Source organism: Puia sp. (genome assembly GCF_035546395.1).
Taxonomy (GTDB): Bacteria; Bacteroidota; Bacteroidia; order Chitinophagales; family Chitinophagaceae; genus Puia.
The window spans coordinates 129,520-144,781 of record NZ_DASZXR010000016.1; the positions used below are offsets into that span (position 1 = coordinate 129,520).

Below are 15,262 nucleotides of genomic sequence, written 5' to 3' on the forward strand. Positions count from 1 at the left end.
AATTGGGCAAATATGATACCACATCCGCTCGATAACCCTGCATGGTCGGCGCTTTGTTCGGTGCAGGCGGCAGAGGGCGTCCAGCCCTATCTGCACGTCTCCAAAGCCAACACCCGCGCCCTACGGCTATACGAGCACCTCGGGTTTCGTCACCGGAGGGATATTTCCTTTTACCGCGTGAAAAAGATCGGCGACCAGGCGGACCGGGGGCAGGGTGGAATCACCGATTGAGATAGGTCTCCAATTCCTCCATCATCGTCCGGCTGCCGACAAAGAAAGGACTACGCTGATGCAGGGTGGTCGGCTGGATATCGAGGATACGCTGCTTCCCGTCGGTAGCCTTACCACCGGCCACCTCGGTGATGAACGCAAAGGGATTGCACTCATAAAGCAACCGCAACTTGCCACCGGGACGGCCCACGGTGCCGGGGTACATAAATATTCCCCCCTTGATGAGATTCCGATGGACATCGGAGACCATACTGCCGATATAGCGTTGCGTATAGGGACCGCCGTTCTCTTTTGTCTTCCGCTGGCAGGTATCGATATAGTCCTGTACGCGTTTGTCGTATTGGAAAAAATTGCCGTGGTTGACCGAATAGATCTTGCCAACCTCGGGACACTTGATATTGGGATGACTCAAAGTGAACTCGCCGATGGAAGGATCCAGCGTAAACCCATTGACGCCCCGACGGGTCGCATAGACCATCATCGTCGATGATCCATAGACGATATATCCCGCCGCCACCTGGTTCCGCCCCGGCTGGAGGAAATCGGCCTTCGTACAGGGTTTCCCCTTTTCGCTGATCCGGCGGTAAACGCCAAAGATCGTCCCAATGGAGACATTGACGTCGATGTTGCCGCTGCCGTCGAGAGGATCGAACAAACAAACATACTTGGAGTTGTTGCTGATCTCGTCGTCGAAGATGACGCTGTCTTCGAGCTCTTCGCTGCCGATCCCGGCGCAGGAAATGCCATGCCGCAGCACACCCATGAACTGATCGTTGGCATAGATATCGAGCTTCTTGACGTCCTCACCCTGCACGTTGACGGTACCGGCATCCCCGAGGATATCGACCAACCCGGCCTTGTTGACCTCTACATTGATGCGTTTGGCGGCAAGGCCGATGTCGCGAAGCAGGTTACTCAACTCGCCCGTAGCGTTGGGAAAGTTGCGGAGCTGTTGAAGCGTAAACTCGTCGAGGGTGAGTACTTTTCTATTGACGTTCATGTGGGCGGGCAATTTTTACCCGACAAAAGTAAGGGGGCAAACCGATATTTAGCGTGTTTTAGCTCTTATATTTGCGCCATGCAAATTTTCAAATTCGGCGGAGCCAGCGTCAACAGCGTGGACCGGATCAGGCAGGTGCCGGTGATCCTGCGGCAATTCGCCGGGGAAAAGATATTGGTCGTCATCTCCGCAATGGGCAAGACCACCAATGCCCTGGAAAAAGTGGCGGAAGCCTTCTACGCCGGCCATCCCGCCGAGGCCCTGCAACTTTTCGCCCAGATCAAAGAACAACACCTCACAACGGCCAAATACCTCCTGGTAAAGAACTACCTCGCCTGCGAGGCACAGCTGAAGGACTTCTTCACCGAGGCGGAATGGCTGCTCCACGATAAGCCGGTACGCGATTTCGACTACTACTACGACCAGCTGGTCTGCATCGGCGAGCTGCTGTCGACATCCATCATGAGTGCTTACCTGGCCGAATCGGGCATCGGCAATCAATGGATCGACGTTCGCGATATTTTCCGGACAGACGCCAATTTTCGCGATGCAGCCATCGACTGGGATGTGACGGACCGGAAGGTGCGGGAGGACGTGCTGCCGCTGTTTGCGGAAGACGACCTGATCGTAACGCAGGGTTTTATCGGGGCCACCTCGGACAATGAAAGTACGACCCTGGGCCGGGAAGGAAGCGACTATACGGCCGCGGTCTTCGCGAACCTGCTGAACGCGGAAAGTCAGACGATATGGAAAGATGTGGAAGGGGTGATGAACGCCGATCCAAAACAATTCCCGGACGCCCGGCTCATCCGCGAGCTGAACTACGATGAAGTCATCGAAATGGCCTATTACGGGGCCCAGGTGATCCATCCCAAGACGATCAAGCCGCTGCAGAACAAGGGCATTCCCCTTTATGTCAAATGTTTCCTCGACCCCTCGCTGCCGGGGACGGTCATTCACAATAAATCCCTGAAAGGGTTGCCGCCGATCATTGTGCTCAAACAGGACCAGGTGCAGGTGCAATTACATTCGAAGGACTTTTCCTTTGTCGGGGAGACGGGCACGGCAAGGCTTTATGATCTTTTCGGGCAGTTGCGCGTAAAGCCAAACCTGATCCAGAGCGGAGCGGTGAGCATCCGGGTCTGCCTTGACGACCGGCCGGCCCGGATCCAACGCCTGGCGCTTGCCGCGGCGGACTTGTTCGACGTGCAGGTGGAACGGGGGCTGACCTTGCTGACGATCCGCCATTATAACGGCGAGGTGCTGCAACGGCTGACCGCCGGGCGGCAGGAGGTACTGCGGCAACAGACGCCCGAAACAGTTCAGATATTGATGCATTGAATTTCGACGACAGGCTTCCAGGCCGTCAGTTGATCCCGATCATCACCGTCTGTTTCAACCGGATGGGGACGTGAACGCCCGAGTGGGCGGCGGGAGACCAGTGTGGCATTCCCAGAAAGGCGTCTTCGATCTTTGTGTTGAGCCCGTCGTTCCCACCGCGAATGACCTTGGCGTAGACAGGCTTCCCGCCCTCGTCGATCACATATTCGACCATGATAAAGGCCTTGGTCTGACCGGCATCGAGATCTTTCACTTCTTCCTTCCCTAACTTATTGAGGAAATCCTGGAAGGCTTCATTACCCCCGGGATATACCGGAAGATGATCCACCGACCTCGCAAGCTTGTCTTCGGGGATCGGGTTGACCCGGACAGGCCGCGGAGGGGCCGGGGTCTTCCGGACGACCGGCGTAGCCACAACCACGGGCTCGACGTTGGGGATCTTCACCTGCGCCTCGTTCGGCGAGACCTCCTCGGTGACATACTCGCCCCTCCCATTGACCATGACAAAAGGCACCTCGCGATACTTCTCGAAGTAATAGAAGGCGCTGCGCATGCTCCTGGCAAAAGGAGTGTATTCGGAAAAGGTCTGTAAATATTTGTTCAGATAATCGACGCTCTTCGCGTTGTTGAAATTGACGGGGAAGATATGGACAGGAATAAAATCCTCACCCATGTCCTTGGCGTGGGCGGCAAGGATATACAGTTCTTCTATCTGGCCGTCCGTGATGGGGATACAGCCTGTCGTGACACAGCTGCCGTGAATGTAAATGTCCTTCCCGGGGGCCAACGAATCACTCAGGATACGATCGGATGCATTGGGATAATTGAGACCGAGGGAAAGGTGATACTCGCTTCTCGGGTTGAACTCATTGATGTAATAGAACCCTTCGGGTACCTGGTAGTCCCCCGCAAGGCGCTTGGGACCAAGCGTGCCTGCCAATGCGCAGATCTTATAGGTCTTGAACAACCGGTATCTCTCCTCCTTGGTGTTCTTGATCCAAACCTCGAGCTGGCTGTCGTATTTGAAGCTGCGAATGTAAACATAACGGGCCGGCCAGGCGAGCCCCTTTTCCCGGAACTGCTTCATCAGGGTGTCCTCCTTCCGACGAAGCATCTCCCCTATTTTGGGAATTGAACGCTGATAATCAATAAAATGGATTTGGGAAGCGGAGTTTTGAGCGGAAAGCCGGCCGGTCATCAGCAATCCCGCGAAAGCCATCACCACCAGCGCGACAAATTGTTTTTTTACATGCATACAATAGGGTAAAATTGTTTCCGCTACATCTTCCTGCAAAACGATCACAAGAAACAAAAAACCTGCCATATTTTATAGTGCCCGCGCCATTTGGCGGGCACGTATAACGGTTTTTTTGCATCTGGATAGGCGTTTTCGCGCAGGTACTAGAGGTTTCCCCTCGCCGACTGTTCGCGCTCGATGGCTTCGAATAAGGCCTTGAAGTTGCCCTTCCCGAAACTCTTCGCGCCCTTTCGCTGGATTATCTCGAAGAATACCGTCGGCCGGTCCTCTACAGGCTTGGTGAATATTTGCAACAGATAGCCTTCTTCATCCCGATCAACAAGAATGCCAAGCTGCTTTAGCGGCTCGAGATCTTCGTCGATGGCGCCGACCCGTCCCAGCAGCTCGTCATAATAGCTGCCGGGAACCTGCAGAAACTCGACCCCTCTGTCACGCAGCTGCGTTACGGTGTCGATAATGTCCGCCGTGGCGAGGGCGACGTGCTGAACCCCCTCTCCTTTATAGAATTCGAGGTATTCTTCCACCTGGGACTTCTTTTTTCCCTCCGCCGGTTCGTTGATGGGGAATTTTACAAATCCGTTGCCATTGCTCATGACCTTGCTCATCAGGGCGGAGTATTCGGTGGAGATATCCTTGTCGTCAAAGGAGAGGATATTGGTGAAGCCCATCACTTTCTCGTAGAATCCAACCCAGGGGTTCATTTGGTTCCAGCTGACATTTCCGACGCAGTGATCGACATAGAGTAAGCCGGTGGAGGGTGGGTTGTACAGGGTGCGCCATTCGCGAAAGCCGGGCATGAACGCGCCCTTATAATTTTGCCGTTCGACGAAGAGATGGACGGTGTCTCCATAGGTATGGATCCCGCTCAGGGTCACATCTCCGAATTTATCGGTGATGGTCGTCGGCTCCATATAGCTCTTTCCGCCACGGGCGGTGGTCTCGCGCCAGGCGCCGGCCGAGTCATCAACACGAAGCGCCAGGACCTTGATCCCGTCACCATGGAGGTGGGTATGCTGGGCGATGGGATGCTCCGGTCTCAACGCGGTCGTAAAGACAAAGGTGAGCTTGTTCTGGCGGACGACATAGCTCACAGCGTCCTTATTCCCTGTCTCGGGGCCGCTATAGGCGATTGACTGGAACCCAAAAGCGGTCTTATAATAGTGCGCGGCTTGTTTGGCGTTGCCGACATAGAATTCGACGTAGTCGGTCCCCTGCAGGGGAAGGAAGTCGGCGGCTGCAGCCGGTTTGCGGACGTCTTTTGCGGAAGCAATGGACATGATGAGATCTTATTTAGATTAAAGAAATTCTTGATGCGGCGGTCGGTAGGAGTAGAGTGTCGGGGCAGGGTGCGTTCAGGGGCGGGTGCGAGCCAGCGCCTCCATCCGGAGAAAATGATGCAATCGCTTGTCATCGAAAATTTTATGCGAATAGTCGGGACGCATGTTCAGGATGATTAAAGGTAGCACTATTTTTGACATTTATCAATGGGGTATGGATCAATCCCGACAACGGCCCCCGCAAAACCGTATTTTTCCGGTCGGCCGAGGGTTTTTACCCTATCTTCGACTATAAATAAAAAAAGATGCTGAAAGTAGGAATCTTAGGCGGAGGCCAATTGGGCAGAATGTTGTTGCAGGCAGCGGCCAACTACCCTGTGGAGACCTACTTATTGGAAAACGATGAGGCCGCTCCCGCGGCGCATCTCTGTCATCATTTCGTGAAAGGCGATATCCGGAACTTCGACGATGTCTACCGGTTCGGCAAGGGCCTGGATGCGCTGACGATCGAGATCGAGTCGGTGAACGAAGACGCGCTGGAGCGGCTCGAAGCGGAAGGGGTCAGGGTATATCCGCGGCCGTCGGCCCTTCGGACGATAAAGAACAAGATCACGCAAAAACAATACTATACCCAACACGGCATCCCGACCGCCGAATATATCATCACGCAGAACCTGGATGGGGTCCGGGCGAGAATGGATATGCTTCCGGCTGTGCATAAACTGGGCATGGGAGGATACGATGGCAAGGGGGTGCAGATGATGCGGACAAAGGAGGATGTAGAGAAGGGATTCGAGCAGCCGGGAGTGCTGGAGAAGATGGTCGTGGTGGACAAGGAGATCGCGCAGATCATCGCGATAGGCGATAAAGGGGAGACGGCGATCTATCCGCCGGTGGATATGGTCTTCGATCAGCGGCTGAACCTGCTGGATTATCAGATCAGCCCGGCGGATCTGCCGCAGAGCGTGCTGTGGAAGGTGGAGGCGATCTCGCTGCGGGCGGTGAAGGAGCTGAAGAGCCCGGGTATCTTCGCGGTTGAACTGTTTGTGACCAAGCAGGGAGACGTCTACGTCAACGAAACGGCGCCGCGGGTTCATAACAGCGGTCATCATACGATCGAGGCGAATTATAGCTCGCAGTTTGATATGCTATGGCGGGTGATCCTGGGTTACCCGATGGGGAATACGGAAGCTATCTTGCCCGGGGCCATCGTAAATCTCATCGGGGCCGAAGGTTGTTCCGGCGAAGTCCACTACGAAGGCCTGGAAGAGGTGCTGTCGATGGACAATGTGTTTGTGCACATTTACGGCAAAAAGGAAACAAAGCCCGGGCGGAAAATGGGACATGTGACGATCATCAGCCGGGAGAAGCAGGATCTTGTCTATAAAGCGCATAAGATAAAAAATACGTTGAGGGTAATTAATAAAGAGGCGCATACGCAACTGGCTGCCGAGGCAGCGAGGAAGAGCGAGGAAGAGGCATCGGAGGCGAGGGCTATGACGACCGGGGGGCGGTAAACAACATTCGATATGAGCAATCCTTTGATAGGTATTATCATGGGCAGCGACAGCGATCTTCAGGTGATGAAGGCTGCGGCCGATATGATGGAAGAATTTGGTATTCCCTTTGAATTGACGGTGGTTTCGGCGCATCGGACGCCCATGCGGATGGTGGAGTATGCCACGCAGGCGGCCGGCCGCGGACTGAAGGTGATCATCGCCGGCGCGGGTGGGGCAGCCCACTTGCCGGGGATGATCGCGTCCTTGACTTCGCTACCGGTCATCGGCGTTCCTGTGAAGTCTTCCAATTCCATTGATGGATGGGACTCGATCCTGTCGATCCTGCAAATGCCCGGCGGCGTGCCCGTGGCGACGGTCGCATTGAATGGGGCCAAGAATGCAGGGGTGCTGGCAGGAGAGATCATCGGCGCATTCGACCCACTGGTCAGCGCCAGGGTTACGGCCTACAAGAAACAGCTGGAGCAGGAGGTGCTGTCGAAGGTGGATAAGCTCAGGGAAGCGGGTTGGGGGAATGCATTCGATCAATAAGATCAACCCCTTTTCAAAATAAAAAGGCGTTTGCCCCAGGCCGTTTCGCTGCCGGTGTAAACAAGTGTGTCGATGCGGCGGCCGGCAGGGACGGGGTAAACGAGTGCCCACTGGTGGAGGTGCCGCTCCAGCAGGGGACGTTGCCGGAAGAAGTTGGCATAGATGGAGTCGCCGCCCGCCAGTGCGACCCAGTCCCGGCGTATTCCGAATTGGATATACTTCTCGCGTCGCACCATTCCTATCTCATCATCATATTTGATATTGTCCGACCAACTCATTAGAAAACAGCTGAGGTGTGGCCGGAGAGAGCTGCCGCTTGTGGCGGTGCGATTGGCGTTGGTGCTGTTGCCTTGGGCTGCCCCCCGGGGCGCCGGGTTGCCGTAACGAGCCGGCTCGGGAGGCTCGCAATCCATGGCCACCCGGGCGTCCATGCTGTCGATATAGACCGTTTCGCCCGAGCCGTGGAAGTAGGACAGATGGGGGTAGATCACTGCGGAATGATGACCATAGCCCGCGAAGGCAAGGGCGACGATCGCTGCGGAAACACCCAAAAGCCGCCGCAGCCAGGCTTGATTCGAAGGTTTCATAGTCATTGTGTTGACGAAGGGAGGACAAACGGGAAAACAGTGTCGGCGGTCGGCCCCAATTACCGGTACCTGCAATTTACGGACCGGGCGGTCCATTTACCACCCCACCCTGCCATCCAGGAACAGATAGCGGTCACGATGTTCTTCGGGACGGGTCCGGCTTTCGACATTGATATGCATGACGGGGGTGCCGGGGGTGTTGGCGGCGTTCCACTCGGGGAGGCCGGGACCATTGGGGTTGCCCGTCTTGACGAAGTTGGCAAAATACCCTTGCATCGTGGCGGAGACCTTGAAGTCATCGGTCGTCCACGCATACACCTTATTGGTGGGGAGATTGCCCATGGCGTATTCGATCTCGGCGGAATGCGAGGCGGTGGCGCCGGGACGCGCCTTCTCGAAATAATACCGATAGACGGGTTTTCCCCCGCCCGTCTTTATCTGCATGTCGGACCATTTCCAGGTGCTGAATCCGATGAACCGATCGGAGGCGAGGTTGGTGGCGACGAGTTTTACCTCATCGTCGGTGGCGGCATGATACACCTGCAACACTGAATCGGCGGCGGCGCCATACAATCTTTTTACGGCCGCCTCATAATTGGCCAGCGTGGGTGAATCTTTGCCCAGGATGCCTTGATAACCGGATTCTTCTGCGTTCCAACCGACCAGGAGTGGAACATGCGCCTGCTCGCCGGCGGCGAAGATGGCGTATGGACTCCTGGGAAAGAAATACCCATCCACATCCACCGAAAAGCGGAAGGGGTTCCCTTTTTTCATCGCGTCGAAGATCTGTTCGGGAGTCATCGCGCGGAGAGCGGCGAGATCGGCGGCGCCACAGGACCTGGCAAATTCTTCCCCGGTCTGTTCCGCCTTTGCAAGCGGCACGGGCGTAAGGGTGCCGAGCAGGGAGCCGCTCTCCCCTATCGCCCCGGCGATGATCTTCCTCGACAGCGGCGACGCCATCTGGGCGGAGACGGAAGTAGAGCCCGCGGACTCGCCGGCAATGGTGATCTTCGTGGGGTCGCCGCCAAAGGCTTTTATATTTTCCTGCACCCATTTCAGCGCGGCAGCCTGGTCGAGGAGGCCATAGTTGCCCGAGGCATGATGGGGAGATTCTTTCGTGAGCTCAGGATGCGCGAAGAAGCCGAAGATGCCGAGACGATAGTTGACGGTAATGGCGATGATGCCTTTTGTCGCCATGCTTTCGCCGTCATAACGATATTCGGAGCCGTCTCCGGCGACATAGCCGCCGCCATAGAAATACACGAGCACGGGGACCGGCTTCTTGCCGGGCCCGGCTTCGATGGGCTGCCAGACATTGAGATAAAGGCAATCCTCGCTGGTTCCCGAGGCGCGAAATTGCATATCGCTGAAGATGGGCAGTTGCTCGGCCTTTGCGGCAAAATGATCGGCTTTGCGGACGCCTTGCCAACTGGCGGCGGGTTGCGGTTCGCGCCAACGGAGTTTGCCTACCGGCGGGGCGGCGAAGGGAATGCCTTTGTACACTCGGACGCCGCTGGCTTCGGTTACTCCTTCGAGGAGGCCGTTGGCGACTTTGATACGGGGAGCAGCGTCTGCCGCAGCAGCGGCACTTGTTGCATCAGGTTGCGCCGCAACGGTGAGGGAAACCGCGGAGGCGAGCAACGTGAGGGAGAGGAGGGCAAGCCGTCTCATGTGCAGGAGAATTTAATATACACGTAATTTAGGAGTTTTTAGCGAGGAGGGAATTTAAAAATTTGTCCTAAATTGTCCGCACATTGAACAACCGCTGGAAGCGGTTCGACCAAAGGTCAGACATTAGCTGTTTGCGCGGATAGGGCTAATTTGACCGGAAAGCCCTATCCGCGCATTTTTAATACCATTTGACATATGACTCATTTTGCTTGTCCCTCCCTTGCCAAAGCGCTTGCCCTGCTTCCGATCGGCCTGTTGGCGGGCACTACCCTTGTGATGGCTCAATACGATTCTACGGACCACCGCGCCACCGAGATCTACAGCCCCGTTCCTCCCGTGGTGACGCCCGCCGCGACGGTCGGCGCGCCACCTTCCGACGCCGTTGTCCTGTTCGATGGCAAAAATGAAGACGCATGGGTGAAGGTTGCCGATGGTTCCCCCGCGGACTGGATCGTTAGCAATGGCATTCTGACCGTCAATAAAAAATCGGGGAATATCCAAACCAAACAGAGCTTTACGAACTACCAGCTGCACCTCGAGTTCCGTATCCCGGCCGACATCACCGGGGAAGACCAGGCAAGGGGCAACAGCGGGCTGTTCCTCGCGTCAACGGGCAAGGGCGATGCCGGGTATGAGCTGCAGATACTCGACAACTACAACAACAAGACCTATACCAACGGACAGGTCGGAAGCGTATACAAGCAGAGTGTTCCGCTGGCCAATCCCAGCCGCAAACCGGGGGAATGGTCCAGCTACGATGTCGTTTGGACGGCGCCCGTATTCAACAGCGACGGGACCCTGGCGTCGCCCGCTAAGGTGACGGCATTCCTGAACGGCGTTCTGGTACAGAATTGCTTTGAACTGAAGGGCGAGACAAGATATATCGGCAAGCCCTACTATAAGCCGCACGGGCCTTCGCCGATCAAGCTGCAGGCGCATGGGGATAAGAGTGAGCCGATCAGCTTCAGGAATATCTGGATAAGGCCGCTGGAGCCGTTGAAATAAAAAAAAGCCCCGCGGTCGCGGGGCTTTTTTTTATTCAGACCGCAAACTTCGCACCGGGTTCGCATTCGCCGCGCGGATCGTGTGAAAGCTGACCGTTAAAAATGCAATCAATAGAGCAAGCGCACCGGAAAGCCCAAACATCCACCACCGGATCGGCGTCCGGTAAGCGAAACTATCCAACCATTTGTGCATCGCCCACCAGGAGACCGGTATGGAGATAAGCAGCGCAACCCCCACCAGTTTGAGAAAATCGGTGCTCAGCAGCCGGATGATTCCGCTCACACCGGCGCCGAGAACCTTCCGAACGCCGATCTCCTTACTACGCTGCTCGGCACTGAACGCAGCAAGCCCGAACAGGCCAAGACAGGAGATAAAAATGGCCATGACGGTAAAGGAATTGATGATATTGGCCAGCGTGATCTCCGCCTCGTATTGTTTTTGGACCTCGTCGTCAAGGAAAGCGTATTCAAAGGGCGCATTCGGGACGTTCTTGCGCCAGACGGCGGCAACCTGTTTCAGCAGGGAGCGGTAATCGGAGGTGCTGCAGTTGGCCGTAACGGTGCAGTTACCGGCGAAATCGGGATCATAAAGCAGCATGAACGAATTGACGGACTCGCGGAGTGAACTGAAGTTGAAGTCTTTGATGACTCCCACGATCTCATAGGACACCGCGGAATCATAACTGGAATGAAGCCTTACTCCGGGCGCTTTTGCCGGATCGAGGCCGAGACGCGCGGCAAGGGTCTCGTTGATCAGCACGCGGCCGGAGTCGGTATCGCGAAAGTCGCGGCCGGCGATCAACTTCACTCCCAGGGTTCGGAGAAAATATTGGTCGGTCACGAAGTCCTGGGCGATCTGTTCATCGGTCTTCGTCTTGCCATAGACATAAACGCCGCGATCCTGGATAACGGGACGGCCCATCTGGCTATTGGTGCGGGTGACGGTCCGGATGCCGGCGAGCGTGCGAAGCCCCTCGGCGAATCCACCGACATTGGCGCCGCTCGCATAGGCATTGAACACCAGCTTCTGGCTCTTGTCGTAGCCAAGGTCCCGCTGTTTGATATAATGCAGCTGGCTATAAATGACGACAATGCCGGTGATGAGGAGGATGGCGAGCGAGAACTGGAAGACCACGAGCGCCCGCCGGAGACCAACGGCCGAGACGCGGTTGGTGAAATTGCCCTTGATCACCTTCACGGTATTGAACGCCGAAAGATAAAAGGCAGGATAGCTCCCGGACACGAGGCCGGTGCCAATGACGAGCGCGACGAGCAGCAGCACGATCCGGTAGTCTCGCAACGCGGAGAGCGCAATATCGGCCCGCGTGATCGCATTGAGATAGGGCAAGGCAAGGGCCAGCAAAGGCAGCGCCAACGCGATGCCGATAAGCGCAAGCAGGAACGACTCTCCGAGAAACTGCCGGATGAGATTGCCTCTCACCGCTCCGATGACCTTGCGGACACCCACTTCCTTCGCCCGTTTGGTGGCCCGGGCCGTGGAGAGGTTCATAAAATTGATGCAGGCGATGAGCTGGATCAGGATAGCGATGAGCAGCAGCAGACCGAGAAAGGAGGGAGTGACCGCCGGCGTCGGTTCATGCTCGTAGCCGGTCGTGGTATGGATCGTCGCGATGCGTTGCAATTCTAGGCGCTTTTCTATATGGAGATTCCGCATATCCTGGCCACCATGACTTTCCAGGAATGCAGGTAACAGTGCCGTCAATGCCCTGGGATCGGCGCCGGGGCGCAGCTTTACAAAGCTCCAGATGAGATTTCCACCCGCCCAGCTGGTGATCCGGTTGCGGATGATATCGCCGATGAGACCACTATTCAGGGTGATAAAGGCATTGGCCTCCAGGTGGGACTTGCCAAGGCTTTCCACGACACCGGTCACCTTGAGGGTCTCATCCCCGGCCTTATTGCTGATGCGGATGATCTTACCCATAGGATCTTCCTTACCGAAGAGCTTGACGGCGGTGGCCCGTTTCAGCACAATGGTATGGGGTTCAACCAATGCAGTATGGGCATCCCCCTCCAGGAAGCGATAGGTAAAGACATCGAAGAAGTTCGAGTCGACAAAAAGGGCTTCGTTTTCGAAAAAAGACCGATCCTTATATATCAGCAGGTGCTTATCGGCGCCGAAAAGACTCGCATCGAAGGCCCGCGTCTCCTCCCGCACTTCGGGGAAGTCTTTTTTCATCGCGGGAACGATCACCGGTGAGGACCAGGAAGAAAGATGGTGGTCCCCGGAGACCTTCATATCGGTGTTGACCCGGTAGATGTCCGCGGCCTGGGCCTCATGCCGGTCGTAACTGTACTGCTGTCCGACATAGAGCAGGATGTACAGGCAGCAGAGTGTTCCGAGGGAAAGACCGATGATATTGATGAACGTGAACCTCCTGTTGTTGCGCAGGAAGCGGAGGGCGGTTTTTAGATAGTTTTTTAGCATGGTTGAGCAGATTATTCGGTGCGAAGGGATTTAACCGGGTTGGCGAGGGCGGATCGCACCGACTGATAGCTGACGGTCAGCAGAACGATCACGGCGGTAGCCCCGATCGATAGCAGGAAGATACCCGGTCCGATCGTGATCCGGTATTTAAAATCCTGCAAATAGTTGTGCATGACCCACCAACCTATCGGTGCAGCGACTACAAACGCGATGAGAACGAGCCGGGTGAATTCGCGGCCGAAAAGCCAGAGGATGCTGGGGATGCCCGCGCCGAGGACCTTTCGGACGCCGATCTCCTTCGTCTTCCTCACCGCCATAAACGAAGTGAGACCGTAGAGGCCGAGACAGCCGATGAAGACGGCGATCGCGGCAAAAACTTCGATCATGGTCAGCAGTGAGGTGTCGGTCGCGTAGAATTCCGCGATGTTGTCATCGAGGAATTTATACGAATAGAGGTAGTCGGGGAAAGTGCTGTTCCAAACCTTTTCGATGGCGGCCAGGCTGCCATGGATATTGGCAGGATCGAGCTTCACCGCACAGGTGAAATAGTTGTACCGGGCGGGCAGGATGGCGATGGCGTTCTGTTCACTGTGCAGAGACTGGTCGAAGAAGTCCTTCACGACTCCGACGATGGGTCCTTTGACCTTACTGCCGATGGTGAGCTGACGGCCGATGATATCGGCGGGCGAATGAAGGTTCAGGCGGCGGATCATCGTCTCATTGACGAGAAATTCGACCACCGAGTCGCCTTTGAAGAAATTGCGGCCGGCGACGAGCTTGAGTCCGAAGAGGGAGAGATAGCGATCATCCCCATCTTTTGTATACACTTCGAAATGTTCGTCCTCGGCGCGGTTGTCGAAGCGGGCGTTGGTGGAGTTATTGGCTTCGGAGGCCGGCGCCGTCTGACAAAAACTGAGGCTTTGGACGCCCGGGATCTCGCGCAGGCGGACATCGAGGGTATTGAGTTCGGCGCTGCCGTTATGTGGAACGGGCAACAGGACAATGGCGTTCTTGTTGAAGCCCAGATCGGTAGTCCGGACAAAATTCAGCTGACCGGCAACAACGATCGCGGCGATGATCAGCAGCTGAGAAATCGTGAACTGGGTGATCACCAGGATGCGGCGAAGCGGGAAACCACCGACCTGCTTTTGCGACAGCCTGCTTTTGAGGGCCAATACGGGCTGGAAACGGGACAGCACCAGGCCGGGATAGGAGCCGGATAAAAAGACCACCAATGCAAGCAGGCCGAGGCCAAATCCAATGGCCGCCGGATCCGTGAGGAAGCCGAGGCTGATCTCGGTCTTGAACAGCGTATTCAGGGCCGGTAAGACGGCGGTCGCCACCAGGAAGCCGATGATCACCGCGAAAATCGCGATAAGGGCCGTCTCCGTAATGAACTGCCAGAACAGCTGGCGGCTCAACCCGCCGAGCACCTTTCGGATACCGACTTCCGTACTGCGGTTGAGCGCCTGGGCGGTCGCGAGGTTGATGAAGTTGACACAGGCGGTGATGAGGATAAAAAGCCCGATGAGGCCGAGCGCCCAAAGATATTTTTTGTCGACGGACCCATCAAAATCGGGATTGAAATGGATATCGGCCAGGGGTTGGAGACGGAATACTACGGTGCCTGCGTCCCTGCCCTTCTGGTATTTCTTGCCGATCATTGCCAGGCCCTGGTTCATCCGGGCGACGGTCATGCCGGGTTTCAGCCGGACGAAGGTCATACACTGGCTGTAGACACTGCCCCAGCTGCTGTCGCCGCCAAGACGGGCATTGCGTTCTTTCAGGTTGGAATAGGACAGATAGATCTGCTGTGGCCGATCGGTATTCACCGGGATGTCGCGGAGGATGCCGACGATGAGAAAGTCGGTTTTGTTGGCGAGACGGATGGTCTTGCCCATGGCGGCATCGGTGGCGCCGAAGTATTTTTTGGCGAGCTTCTCGGTGACGAGGGCCTGATTGGGCGCCCTGAGTACGGTCGCTTTGTCACCACGGACCAGGGGGAAATTGAAGATGTCGAAGTATTCGGGTTCTGCATAGGCGAAGCCTTCTTCGAATTTCTTTGTTTCGCTGGCCGTCTGAATGGTGATCAGATCGGTATACTGAATAACGCGACTGACCTTTTCGGCCGCCGTGAGATCGTTGCGGACGGCTTTCCCCAGCGGTGACGGGGTTCCCTGGGAATAGGAAGTGGCTTCGTCATGCCATTCGGTAACGACCCGATAGATGCGATCTTTGCCGGGATGGAAATTGTCGAAGCTGAGATGATAGTGGACGAGGGTAAAGATCAGCAGGCTGCAGGCGATGCCCAGCGAGAGCCCGAGGATATTGATGCCGGCATAGGCCTTGTTCTTCCGGACGTTGCGCCAGGCGATGGTGAAGAAGTTTTGAAGCAT

At 56.1% G+C, this 15,262-nt stretch carries 12 protein-coding genes; 5 read left to right on the plus strand and 7 right to left on the minus strand.

Translation table 11 applies throughout. The features are described from left to right. Positions 1–12: 12 nt before the first annotated feature. Complete coding sequence (locus VHE34_RS21610; RefSeq protein ID WP_325591766.1) at positions 13–231, plus strand: GNAT family N-acetyltransferase; 219 nt, start codon at positions 13–15, stop codon at positions 229–231. Here the strand turns inward: VHE34_RS21610 and fbp are convergent. Then, positions 221–1,231: a class 1 fructose-bisphosphatase gene (fbp, locus tag VHE34_RS21615; RefSeq protein ID WP_325591768.1), complete on the minus strand. Its 1,011-nt coding sequence runs from the start codon at positions 1,229–1,231 to the stop codon at positions 221–223. The two genes, VHE34_RS21610 and fbp, sit on opposite strands and share 11 nt — an antisense overlap. 78 nt (positions 1,232–1,309) lie before the next feature. Between fbp and VHE34_RS21620 the strand changes: the two genes are divergently transcribed. Next, positions 1,310–2,572: an aspartate kinase gene (locus VHE34_RS21620; RefSeq protein ID WP_325591770.1), complete on the plus strand. Its 1,263-nt coding sequence runs from the start codon at positions 1,310–1,312 to the stop codon at positions 2,570–2,572. A 25-nt stretch (positions 2,573–2,597) separates the two neighbouring features. Here VHE34_RS21620 and VHE34_RS21625 read toward each other — a convergent pair whose 3' ends face one another. Beyond that, positions 2,598–3,827, minus strand: a complete 1,230-nt coding sequence (locus VHE34_RS21625; protein ID WP_325591771.1) for a L,D-transpeptidase family protein — start codon at positions 3,825–3,827, stop codon at positions 2,598–2,600. Positions 3,828–3,973: 146 nt separating this feature from the next. Then, positions 3,974–5,107 carry a 4-hydroxyphenylpyruvate dioxygenase gene (gene hppD / locus VHE34_RS21630; RefSeq protein ID WP_325591773.1) on the minus strand — a complete coding sequence of 378 codons (1,134 nt, stop codon included), beginning with the start codon at positions 5,105–5,107 and terminating at the stop codon, positions 3,974–3,976. 305 nt (positions 5,108–5,412) lie between these two features. Here hppD and VHE34_RS21635 point away from each other — a divergent pair, with 305 nt between their 5' ends. Together VHE34_RS21635 and purE are read left to right on the plus strand one after the other, a co-directional pair. Continuing rightward, positions 5,413–6,624: a 5-(carboxyamino)imidazole ribonucleotide synthase gene (locus tag VHE34_RS21635; protein ID WP_325591774.1), complete on the plus strand. Its 1,212-nt coding sequence runs from the start codon at positions 5,413–5,415 to the stop codon at positions 6,622–6,624. A gap of 12 nt (positions 6,625–6,636) precedes the next feature. Then, entirely contained in the window at positions 6,637–7,155 is a 519-nt protein-coding gene (purE, locus tag VHE34_RS21640) for a 5-(carboxyamino)imidazole ribonucleotide mutase (protein ID WP_325591775.1), read from the plus strand. Between the two features lie 2 nt (positions 7,156–7,157). Here the strand turns inward: purE and VHE34_RS21645 are convergent, their stop codons facing one another. After that, positions 7,158–7,742, minus strand: a complete 585-nt coding sequence (locus VHE34_RS21645; protein ID WP_325591777.1) for a hypothetical protein — start codon at positions 7,740–7,742, stop codon at positions 7,158–7,160. Between the two features lie 96 nt (positions 7,743–7,838). Further along, complete coding sequence (locus VHE34_RS21650; RefSeq protein ID WP_325591778.1) at positions 7,839–9,413, minus strand: carboxylesterase/lipase family protein; 1,575 nt, start codon at positions 9,411–9,413, stop codon at positions 7,839–7,841. A gap of 195 nt (positions 9,414–9,608) precedes the next feature. Here VHE34_RS21650 and VHE34_RS21655 point away from each other — a divergent pair, with 195 nt between their 5' ends. After that, positions 9,609–10,418, plus strand: coding sequence for a DUF1080 domain-containing protein (locus tag VHE34_RS21655; protein WP_325591780.1), 810 nt, complete (start codon positions 9,609–9,611; stop codon positions 10,416–10,418). A 30-nt stretch (positions 10,419–10,448) separates the two neighbouring features. Here VHE34_RS21655 and VHE34_RS21660 read toward each other — a convergent pair whose 3' ends face one another. Together VHE34_RS21660 and VHE34_RS21665 are read right to left on the minus strand one after the other, a co-directional pair. Then, on the minus strand, positions 10,449–12,866 hold the full coding sequence (locus VHE34_RS21660; protein WP_325591782.1) for an ABC transporter permease: 2,418 nt from the start codon (positions 12,864–12,866) through the stop codon (positions 10,449–10,451). Positions 12,867–12,877: 11 nt separating this feature from the next. After that, positions 12,878–15,262, minus strand: a complete 2,385-nt coding sequence (locus VHE34_RS21665; RefSeq protein WP_325591783.1) for an ABC transporter permease — start codon at positions 15,260–15,262, stop codon at positions 12,878–12,880.

What these genes read in the sequence shown, in the direction of transcription:
- VHE34_RS21610 (WP_325591766.1), top strand. Translation starts at nt 13, where the DNA reads ATGATACCACATCCGCTCGATAACCCTGCATGGTCGGCGCTTTGTTCG.
- VHE34_RS21660 (WP_325591782.1), bottom strand. Translation starts at nt 12,866, where the DNA reads ATGCTAAAAAACTATCTAAAAACCGCCCTCCGCTTCCTGCGCAACAAC.
- hppD (WP_325591773.1), bottom strand. Translation starts at nt 5,107, where the DNA reads ATGTCCATTGCTTCCGCAAAAGACGTCCGCAAACCGGCTGCAGCCGCC.
- VHE34_RS21625 (WP_325591771.1), bottom strand. Translation starts at nt 3,827, where the DNA reads ATGCATGTAAAAAAACAATTTGTCGCGCTGGTGGTGATGGCTTTCGCG.
- VHE34_RS21655 (WP_325591780.1), top strand. Translation starts at nt 9,609, where the DNA reads ATGACTCATTTTGCTTGTCCCTCCCTTGCCAAAGCGCTTGCCCTGCTT.
- VHE34_RS21635 (WP_325591774.1), top strand. Translation starts at nt 5,413, where the DNA reads ATGCTGAAAGTAGGAATCTTAGGCGGAGGCCAATTGGGCAGAATGTTG.
- purE (WP_325591775.1), top strand. Translation starts at nt 6,637, where the DNA reads ATGAGCAATCCTTTGATAGGTATTATCATGGGCAGCGACAGCGATCTT.
- VHE34_RS21620 (WP_325591770.1), top strand. Translation starts at nt 1,310, where the DNA reads ATGCAAATTTTCAAATTCGGCGGAGCCAGCGTCAACAGCGTGGACCGG.
- VHE34_RS21665 (WP_325591783.1), bottom strand. Translation starts at nt 15,262, where the DNA reads ATGCTTCAAAACTTCTTCACCATCGCCTGGCGCAACGTCCGGAAGAAC.
- fbp (WP_325591768.1), bottom strand. Translation starts at nt 1,231, where the DNA reads ATGAACGTCAATAGAAAAGTACTCACCCTCGACGAGTTTACGCTTCAA.
- VHE34_RS21645 (WP_325591777.1), bottom strand. Translation starts at nt 7,742, where the DNA reads ATGAAACCTTCGAATCAAGCCTGGCTGCGGCGGCTTTTGGGTGTTTCC.
- VHE34_RS21650 (WP_325591778.1), bottom strand. Translation starts at nt 9,413, where the DNA reads ATGAGACGGCTTGCCCTCCTCTCCCTCACGTTGCTCGCCTCCGCGGTT.